This window comes from Streptomyces sp. NPDC058246 (assembly GCF_042881985.1).
Taxonomy (GTDB): Bacteria; Actinomycetota; Actinomycetes; order Streptomycetales; family Streptomycetaceae; genus Streptomyces.
On record NZ_JBHVWZ010000052.1, the window covers coordinates 26,570 to 36,150 of the forward strand.

Annotated in this window: 5 protein-coding genes; all 5 read left to right on the forward strand. The window is 73.0% G+C overall.

Features of this window, described 5'->3' with window-relative positions:
- Window positions 1–83: 83 nt before the first annotated feature.
- A complete protein-coding gene (locus tag ACFVXA_RS39480) occupies window positions 84–5,633 on the forward strand; it encodes a type I polyketide synthase (RefSeq protein ID WP_390028653.1) in 5,550 nt (1,849 codons plus the stop codon).
- The gene (locus ACFVXA_RS39485; RefSeq protein WP_390028654.1) at window positions 5,630–7,117 is read left to right on the forward strand and encodes an FAD-dependent monooxygenase; all 1,488 of its coding nucleotides are present in this window, start codon (window positions 5,630–5,632) and stop codon (window positions 7,115–7,117) included. The genes ACFVXA_RS39480 and ACFVXA_RS39485 overlap by 4 nt, the downstream gene beginning before the upstream one ends.
- 41 nt (window positions 7,118–7,158) lie before the next feature.
- Window positions 7,159–8,709 carry an acyl-CoA carboxylase subunit beta gene (locus ACFVXA_RS39490; RefSeq protein WP_383747533.1) on the forward strand — a complete coding sequence of 517 codons (1,551 nt, stop codon included), beginning with the start codon at window positions 7,159–7,161 and terminating at the stop codon, window positions 8,707–8,709.
- Between the two features lie 28 nt (window positions 8,710–8,737).
- Complete coding sequence (locus ACFVXA_RS39495) at window positions 8,738–8,947, forward strand: acyl-CoA carboxylase subunit epsilon (RefSeq protein ID WP_362033288.1); 210 nt, start codon at window positions 8,738–8,740, stop codon at window positions 8,945–8,947.
- 17 nt (window positions 8,948–8,964) lie between these two features.
- A partial coding sequence (locus tag ACFVXA_RS39500; RefSeq protein WP_390028656.1) for a biotin carboxylase N-terminal domain-containing protein occupies window positions 8,965–9,581 on the forward strand: 617 nt, incomplete at its 3' end.

Consider the following 9,581-nt stretch of genomic DNA (forward strand, 5'->3'; position numbering starts at 1 on the left):
CGACCGGACGGTGGGAGGCCGTCCTCGCCCCACGAGGGCGGCCTCCCACCGAACACCACCGCCTTGAACCAGCGAGGAACGCGATGCCTGAGTCTGACGAAAAGAAACTGCGGGACTATCTGAAGCGGGTGACGGTCGAGCTGCGCGAGTCCCGGCTCCGGCTGCGGGAGGCCGAGGAGTCCTGGAACGAGCCCATCGCGATCGTCGGCATGAGCTGCCGTCTGCCCGGTGGCGTGCGCTCGCCCGAGGACCTGTGGACCCTGGTGGAGACCGGCACCGACGCGACCTCCGAGTTCCCGGGCGACCGCGGCTGGGACGTCGACGGCCTGTACGACCCCGAGCCGGACCGGCCCGGCAAGTCCTACACGCGACGCGGCGGATTCCTGTACGACGCGGCCGAGTTCGACGCCGAGTTCTTCGGGATCTCGCCGCGCGAGGCCCTCGCGATGGACCCCCAGCAGCGGCTGTTCCTGGAGTCGTCCTGGGAGGCACTGGAGCGGGCCGGGATCGACCCGGCCGCGCTGCGCGGCAGCAGCACGGGGGTCTACGCGGGGTGTGTCACCTCCGACTACCAGGTGCTGCTCGCCTCGGCGCCGGAGGAGATCGAGGCGTACCGCATGACGGGCTCGGCGGCCAGCGTGCTGTCGGGCCGGGTGTCGTACCTCTTCGGTCTGGAGGGGCCGGCCGTCACCGTCGACTCGGCGTGCTCCTCCTCGCTGGTCGCGCTGCATCTGGCAGCCCAGGCGCTGCGTCGCGACGAGTGCTCGCTGGCACTGGTCGGCGGTGTCACGGTGATGGCCACGCCGACCGGGTTCGTCGACTTCAGCCGGCAGCGCGGATTCTCTCCGGACGGGCGCTGCAAGGCGTTCGGGGCGGGGGCCGACGGTACGGGCTTCGCCGAGGGGGTGGGCGTGCTGGTGGTGGAGCGGTTGTCGGACGCGCGCCGCAACGGACACCGGATCCTCGCGGTCGTGCGGGGCAGCGCCGTCAACCAGGACGGTGCGAGCAACGGTCTGACCGCGCCGAACGGCCCCTCCCAACAGCGTGTCATCCGCGCAGCGCTGGCCTCGGCGGGCCTCGCGCCGGGTGACGTGGACGCGGTCGAGGCACATGGCACCGGCACCCGCCTCGGCGACCCGATCGAGGCCCAGGCGCTCATCGCCGCCTACGGTCAGGGGCGGGAGGCGGGACAGCCGCTGTGGCTGGGCTCGGTGAAGTCGAACGTCGGACACACGCTGGCCGCGGCCGGCGTGGTCGGTGTCATCAAGATGGTCAAGGCCATGCAGCACGGGGTGCTGCCACGCACCCTGCACGCGGACGAGGCGTCGCCGTTCGTCGACTGGGAGGCGGGCGCGGTCGAGTTGCTGACCGAGCAGCGGAGTTGGCCGGACACGGGGGTGCGCCGCGCCGGTGTGTCCGCGTTCGGCATGAGCGGAACCAACGCCCATGTGGTCCTGGAGCAGGGGGAACCCGCCGCGGACGAGCCGGCGTCGGTGGAGCCCGCGGCGGACCCGGTGGTGGTTCCGTATCTGCTGTCGGCGCGCGGGGAGGCCGCGCTGCGTGCCCAGGCCGGCCGCCTGCGGACCCATCTGCGGTCCCACCCGGGTCTGTCGCCCGCCGACGTGGGCCACTCGCTGGCGGTGACCCGGTCGGCCCTCGACCACCGGGCGGTGGTGCTGGGCACGGGAGCGGAGGAGTCGGCGGCGGCCCTGGAGGCGCTGTCGCGCGGCGAGGCGAACGCGCAGCTCACCGTGGGCGTGGCCAGGGAGCGCGGCAAGACCGTCTTCGTCTTTCCTGGGCAGGGCTCGCAGTGGGCCGGGATGGCCGTCGACCTGCTCGACACCTCGACGGTGTTCGCCGAGCGGCTGCGTGCCTGTGACGCCGCCGTCGCCGCCCATGTCGACTGGTCGGTCGAGGACGTGCTGCGGGAGCGCGAGGGCGCGCCGTCGCTGGAGCGGATCGAGGTCGTCCAGCCCGTGCTGTTCTCGGTGATGGTGTCCCTCGCCGCACTCTGGCGCCACCACGGCGTGGAGCCGGACGCGGTGGTGGGCCACTCGCAGGGCGAGATCGCCGCGGCCTGTGTCTCCGGCGCGCTGACGCTCCAGGACGCGGCCCGGATCGTGGTGCTGCGCTCGCAGCTGTTCGCCGACGAGCTGGTGGGGCGTGGCGCGGTGGCGTCCGTCGCGCTGTCGCGGCGGGAGATGGAGGAGTGGCTCGCCGCGTACGGGGACCGGCTGTCCGTCGCCGGGGTCAACAGTCCCGGTCTGGTGACCGTGGCCGGTGCGCCCGAGCCGTTGGAGGAGTTGGTGGCGGCGCTGACCGAGCGGGGCATCCGGGCCAGGATCGTGCCCGCCACCGTCGCCTCGCACTCCCCGCAGGTGGACCGGCTGCGCGGCCGTATCGCCGAACTCCTCTCCTTCGTGCGGCCCCGCAAGGGCCGCGTCCCGCTGTACTCGACCGTCACGGGCGAGGTCCTCGAAGGCCCGGAGCTGACGGCCGACTACTGGTTCGAGAACTGCCGCCGCCCGGTGAACTTCGAGCCGGTCGTGCGGACCCTGCTGGACGACGGCTTCGACGTGTTCGTCGAGTCGAGCGCCCACCCGGTGCTGGTGCTCGGCGTGGACGAGACGGTCGAGGACACCGGCGCCGACGTGCTGGTGACCGGCACGCTGCGGCGCGGCAATGGCGGCATGAAGCGGTTCCTCACCGCACTGTCCGAGGCATATGTACGCGGACTTCGGGTCGACTGGGGGCCGGTGTTCGGCGCCGGGCGCACGGCGGTCGAACTGCCCACGTACCCGTTCCAGCGACAGCGCTACTGGGTCGACCCGGTCGAGGACCGTGCCGTCGTCGGCGACCAGGCCGACGCCGCGTTCTGGGACGCGGTCGAGCGCGGGGACGTGGCGGGTCTCGCCGCGTCGCTGCGTCTCGCCGACACCTCGGCGCTCGGGGAACTGCTGCCCGCGCTGTCCTCGTGGCGGCGCGACAGCAAGGAACTGGGCGCCGTGGACTCGTGGCGCTACCAGGTGGTGTGGCGGCCCGTCAGCGAGCCCGCCGCGGCCGTCCTCTCCGGCGACTGGCTGGTGGTGCGCCCCTCGCACGCCGCGGCCGACCCGATCGCCGCGCAAGTCGCCCGTGCGCTGGCGGACGCCGGAGCCCGCCCCTCGACTGTCGAGGTGGACGTCGAGACCGACCGCGCGGACCTGGTCCGCCGGCTCTCCGACGCCGCCGGGTCCTTCGAAGGCGAGGCCGTGGCAGGCGTCGTATCGCTGCTGGCGCTCGACCCCGCCGAGAGCCCGCGTCCAGCGGTGTCCACGGGGCTGGACCGTACCGTGCTGCTTCTGCGGGCCCTCGCAGAGGCGTCACTCACGGCTCCGGTGTGGGCGGTGACGCGTGGCGCGGTGTCCGCCGAGCCGACGGACCGGGTCGGCGCCCCCGAGCAGGCCCAGATCTGGGGCCTCGGACAGGTCGCGGCCCTGGAGACCCCGCAGCACTGGGGCGGCCTGATCGACCTGCCCGAGGAAGCGGCCGACGCCCGGGCGCTGTCCCGGCTGACCGCGCTGCTCGCGGCGCCCGGCGACGAGAACCAGGCCGCCGTGCGCGACTCGGGTGTGTATGTACGCCGGCTCGTACCCGCCCCCGCCCCGGCGGCCGACGGAGGGTTGCGCACCGATGGCGGCACCGTCCTGGTCACCGATGGCGTCACCGGTATGGGCGCGCAGGTCGCCCGGCTGCTCGCCGAGAAGGGCACCGGTCCTCTGCTGCTGACCGCCGGCCCCGGCACGGACGCCGGGCTGATCGCCGCCTTCGAGGCCGAACTGACCGCGCTGGGCGCGCGGGTGAGCGTCGCCGTGTGCGACGTGGCCGACCGCGACGCCCTCGCGGAGGTGCTCGCCGGCGTCGCGGGCGAGGCGCCGCTGACCGCCGTCGTGCACACGGCCGGGCTCCTGGAGGACACCCCGCTGGAGAGCCTGTCCCCGCCGGATCTGGAGCGGGTCCTGCGCACCAAGGTTCTCGGCGCCGTCCATCTGGACGAGCTGACCCGGGAGAGCGGCCTTTCGGCGTTCGTGCTGTTCTCGTCGGTCACCGCGACCTTCGGCGGCGGCCTCGGTCTCGCCGCCTACGCGGCCGCCAACGCGCATCTGGACGCGCTCGCCGCGCATCGCAGGTCCCTGGGTCTGCCCGCTCTCGCGCAGGCGTGGGGCGTCTGGCGGAGCGGGCCCGTCGAGGACATGGAGGAGGCGGACAGGGTTCTGGAGGAGTCCCGGCGGTTGCGCTTGGACCGGCGCGGCCTCCCGCTGCTCCGCCCGGCACCCGCGCTCGCCGCCTTCGAACGGGCCCTGGACCCGGCGGCCACCGCGATCGTGCTCGCCGATGTCGACTGGAGCCGCTTCACGCGGGTCTTCGACGGGGACCGGCCCAGCCGGCTCATCTCCGAGATCCCCCAGGTCAAGCGGGCCCGCAAGGAGTCCGCCTCGGCCACGGACGCCGCGTCGAACGCCCTGGGCCGGCTGGCCGGGCTCCCGGCGGCGCGGCGTCGTGAGCTGCTGCTCGACCTGGTCCGCGCCGAGGTCGCCGCGGTGCTCGGGCACGCGGACCCCGGGGATGTGGCGGCGCAGCGCGAGTTCCTGGAGCTCGGCATGGACTCGGTCACGAGTGTGACGCTGCGCAACCGGCTGGGCGCCGCGACCGGACTGCGCCTGTCGGCCCGGGTGATCCTCGACCGGCGGACGCCGGAGGCACTGGCCCACCACCTGGCCGACGAACTGGCCGGTGGTGCTGGGGAGTCGGCGCGGGAAGGCGTTCTCGCCGGACAGTTCTCGGCGGCGTACGAGAGCGGGGAGACCGCCGGTGTCATGGCCCGGCTGGCCGAGGCCGCACGCGAGCGGCCGGTGTTCGCCGTGCCGGAGCCGGGCGACCTGCCCGAGCCCGTACGGCTCGCGGAGGGGTCCGGTGGCCCTCGGCTCCTGTGCTTCCCCACGGTTCTGGCGACCTCCGGTCCGCACCAGTACGCGCGGTTCGCCGCGCCGTTCGCCGGCGAGCGGGATGTGTTCGCCCTGTCGCTCCCCGGTTTCCGGGACGACGAGCGGCTGCCCTCGTCCGTGAACGCCATCGCCGAGGCGGCCGCCGAAACGGTGCGCCGGACCACGGACGGCGCGCCCTTCGCCCTCGTCGGTTACTCCTCGGGCGGCGTCGTCGCCCACGAGACCGTCCGGCTGCTGGAGAGCTCCGGGATCTTCCCGGACGCGCTCGTCCTGCTCGACACGTACGTGCCCGGGGACGAAGCCCTGGAGGACGCCCTGCCGGCGCTGATGCGGCAGATGGCCGACAGGCTCAAGGAGTTCGGCCCCGTCGAGGACGCCCGGCTGACCGCGATGGGCGGCTATCTGCAGCTGCTCGGCGACTGGCGGCCCGGCCCGGTCAAGACACCGGTGCTGCTGCTCCGCCCGGTCGAGCCGGTACCCGGCACGGCCCCGGCCCAGGGGGACGGCTGGCGGTCGTCCTGGCAGCAGCCGCACGAGACGGCCGACGTCCCCGGGAACCACTTCTCGATGATCGAGGAGTACGCGCCCGAGGCGGCCGGCGCCGTCACCACCTGGCTCACCGCTCTCAACTCCCGGGAGACGGTGTGAACTTCGACGAACCACCGGAGGCGGACCCACAGATGACGGACAAGACGGAGGTGGTGATCGTGGGCGCCGGCCCGGTCGGCCTGGCCGCCGCCTGCGCCCTGTGGCAGCGCGGCATATCCGCCCGCGTACTGGAGGCCCAGGAGTCCCCGCACCGCGGATCGCGGGCCGTCCAGCTCCATGCCCCCACGCTGCGGATCTTCCGCGAACTGGGGATCCTGGACGAAGCCGAGCGGCGGGGCCTGAGGATCCGCGCCAACGAGTACCACCTGGCGGGCGGCCGCACCCTGCGCATCGAACTCGGTGCGGTCAACGAGCCGTTGATGCTTCCGCAGGAGATCACCTGTGAGCTCCTGGAGCGGCGCCTCGGGGAGCTGGGCGGCCATGTGGAGCGCGGCGTCGAGGTCACCAAGATCATCCCGAATGACGAGGTCGTCATCGTCGAGACGGAGGGCCCGGCCGGCGCGGGACGGATCGAGTCCGACTGGCTCGTGGCGGCCGACGGCGTGCGCAGCCGGACCCGTGAGCAGCTCGGCATCGACTTCGCCGGCAGCCCGGTCCCGGTCAACTTCCTGCTGGCCGAGGGCCGGATCGAGGGCCGGCCCGCGGACGACGCGGTCCACTACTTCCTGGGCCTGGCCGGCTCGGTCGTCTTCGCCTCGATGCCCGGCGAGCGGGTTCGCGTCTCCGCGGCCGTCCCGGTCGGGCACCCCCTCACCGAGGAGGGGGTGCAGCAGATCCTCGACGAGCGCGGCCCCGGCGGGCTGCGCGTCGCGTCGCTCGACATGGTGAACAACTTCAGCAGTCAGGAGCGGATCGCGGCCCGGCTGCGCGAGGGACGCGTCTTCCTGGCCGGGGACGCCGCCCACACGCACTCCCCGCTCGGCGGCCAGGGCCTGAACCTGGGGCTCCAGGACGTGCACAACCTCGTCTGGAAACTGGCCGGCGTCATCAAGGGGACGCTGGATCCGACCGTGCTCGACAGCTACGAGCCCGAGCGGCGGTACGCCGCCGAGCAGATCGTCCGCAACACCCACCAGTTCCTCAAGGTGTTCACGCTGGGCCCCACGGCGGCACGGGTGCGCAACACGGCGTGGAGTGCGCTGGAGTCCCTGGGTCTGCTGCGCCGCTGGTTCGCTCCACTGCTGGCGGGCTGGCGGGTCCGCTACCCCGCGAGCCGGCCGGCCGGCTGGCTCGGCGGGCGCCGGCTCCCGGAGCCGGGCACCCGCTCGCCGCACTGGACCGCGTCGCCCCCGGCCCAGGACCGGTATCGGCTGGTGACGCTGGGGCGCACGGGCCACGGGGCCGAGCGGCGCGGCCGGGCGCTGGCCGAGCTGCGGCCCGAGCTCGTCAGCCACGGCCATGTCCGCAAGGGCGGCGGCGGGTTCGTCCTGCTGCGGCCCGACGGCTATGTGGCGGCCGGCGGTGCGACGCGCGCCGACTGGGAGCGCGCCGCGCGCCTGCTGGCCGAGGCGGCCGCTTCCTGACCGCCCCTCTCCTCCCCTCGACGTCGACAAGGAGTACGTCCGTGACGCCCCAGGAACGCATAGACGAACTGCACACGCTCAAGGAACGGGCCCGGCAGGGACCCGATCCCGAGGCCACCGACCGGCAGCACGCCCGCGGCAAGCTGACCGCCCACGAACGCATCGGACTCCTGCTGGACAAGGGTTCCTTCCAGGAGATCGAGGCCTTGCGCCGGCACCGGGCAAGCGGCTTCGGACTGGACCGGAAGCGCTATCACTCCGACGGGGTGGTGACGGGCTGGGGCACCGTGCACGGGCGGACGGTCTTCGTGTACGCCCACGACTTCCGGATCTTCGGCGGCGCCCTGGGCGAAGCTCACGCCGCCAAGATCCACAAGCTGATGGACCTCGCCGAGGCCGCCGGCGCCCCGCTCGTCAGCCTCAACGACGGCGCGGGCGCCCGTATCCAGGAAGGCGTCACCGCGCTCGCCGGATACGGCGGCATCTTCCAGCGCAACACGCGCAACTCCGGTGTGATCCCGCAGATCAGTGTGATGCTCGGCCCGTGCGCGGGCGGCGCCGCCTACTCCCCCGCCCTCACGGACTTCGTCTTCATGGTCCGCGAGACCGCGCAGATGTTCATCACCGGTCCCGATGTGGTGCAGACGGTGACCGGTGAGGCCGTCACGATGAACGGCCTCGGCGGTGCCGATGTGCACGCCTCCGTGTCCGGCGTGGCCCAGTTCGCCTACGACGACGAGGAGACGTGCCTGGAGGAGGTCCGCTATCTGCTCTCGCTGCTGCCGCAGAACAACAGGGAGCTGGCGCCCCCCACTCCGACGTCCGATCCGGCCGACCGGCGCAACGACGCGCTGCTGGATCTGGTCCCGGCCGACCCGAATCAGGCGTACGACATGCGGGCGGTGATCGAGGAGGTCGTCGACGACGGCGAGTACTTCGAGGTCCACTCCGCCTGGGCGACCAACATCATCTGCGCACTGGCGCGCCTCGACGGCCATGTCGTCGGCGTGGTCGCCAACCAGCCGTCCTCGGTCGCCGGCGTACTGGACATCCATGCCAGTGAGAAGGCGGCCCGCTTCGTCTCCATCTGCGACTCCTTCAACATCCCCCTCGTCACGCTGGTGGACGTGCCGGGCTTCCTGCCCGGCGTGGACCAGGAGCACGGCGGCATCATCCGGCACGGCGCGAAGCTGCTGTACGCGTACTGCAACGCCACCGTCCCGCGCATCTCCGTCGTCGTCCGCAAGGCCTACGGCGGCGCGTACATCGTCATGGACTCCCGGTCCATCGGCACGGACGTGTCGCTGGCCTGGCCTTCGAACGAGATCGCCGTCATGGGTGCCGAGGGCGCCGCCAACGTGATCTTCCGCCGCGAGATCAACGGTGCCGAGGACCCCGACGCGGTGCGTCGGCAGAAGATCGACGAGTACAAGTCGGAGCTCATGCACCCCTATTACGCGGCGGAGCGCGGACTCGTGGACGACGTGATCGACCCCCGCGACACCCGATCGGCGCTGATCGGCGCACTGGCCATGCTGCGCACGAAGCACGCCGACCTTCCGTCGCGCAAGCACGGCAACCCCCCGGCATGAGGCCGAAGTACGAAGGGACAGCGGACAGATGAACGACGCGTTCAAGGTGGTGCACGGCAACCCCAGCGATGAGGAACTGGCCGCGGTGGTGGCCGTTCTGCTGTCAGCCGGACAGCAGTCGCACGAGCCGGCCGCCGACCGCGGTGACGGAGTGAACAGGCCGACGAGCGGGGTCTCCTGGAGCCGGGGCAGCCGTACGTACGCGGCTCCGGCCGCTTCTTGGAAGTTCCTCTCATGAGCAGGCGAAGGAAGAACGTGCGCAAGGTGCTCATCGCCAACCGTGGCGAAATCGCTGTCCGCGTGGCCCGGGCGTGCCGGGATGCCGGGATCGCGAGCGTTGCCGTGTATGCGGAACCGGACCGGGACGCGTCGCATGTCCGTGCGGCGGACGAGGCGTTCGCGTTGGGCGGTGACACCCCGGCCACCAGCTACCTGGACATCGGCAAGGTGCTCCAGGCCGCCAAGGACTCCGGGGCGGACGCGATCCACCCCGGCTACGGCTTCCTGTCCGAGAACGCCGAGTTCGCCCAGGCCGTCCTCGACGCGGGCCTGACCTGGATCGGCCCGCCCCCGCAGGCCATCCGCGACCTCGGCGACAAGGTCGCCGCCCGGCACATCGCCCAACGCGCCGGCGCGCCCCTGGTCGCCGGCACCCCCGACCCCGTCTCCGGCGCCGACGAAGTCGTCGCGTTCGCCGAACAGCACGGCCTGCCCATCGCGATCAAGGCCGCCTTCGGCGGCGGCGGCCGCGGCCTGAAGGTGGCCCGCACCCTGGACGAGGTCCCCGAGCTGTACGACTCCGCGGTCCGTGAGGCCGTCGCCGCCTTCGGCCGCGGCGAATGCTTCGTCGAGCGCTACCTCGACAAGCCCCG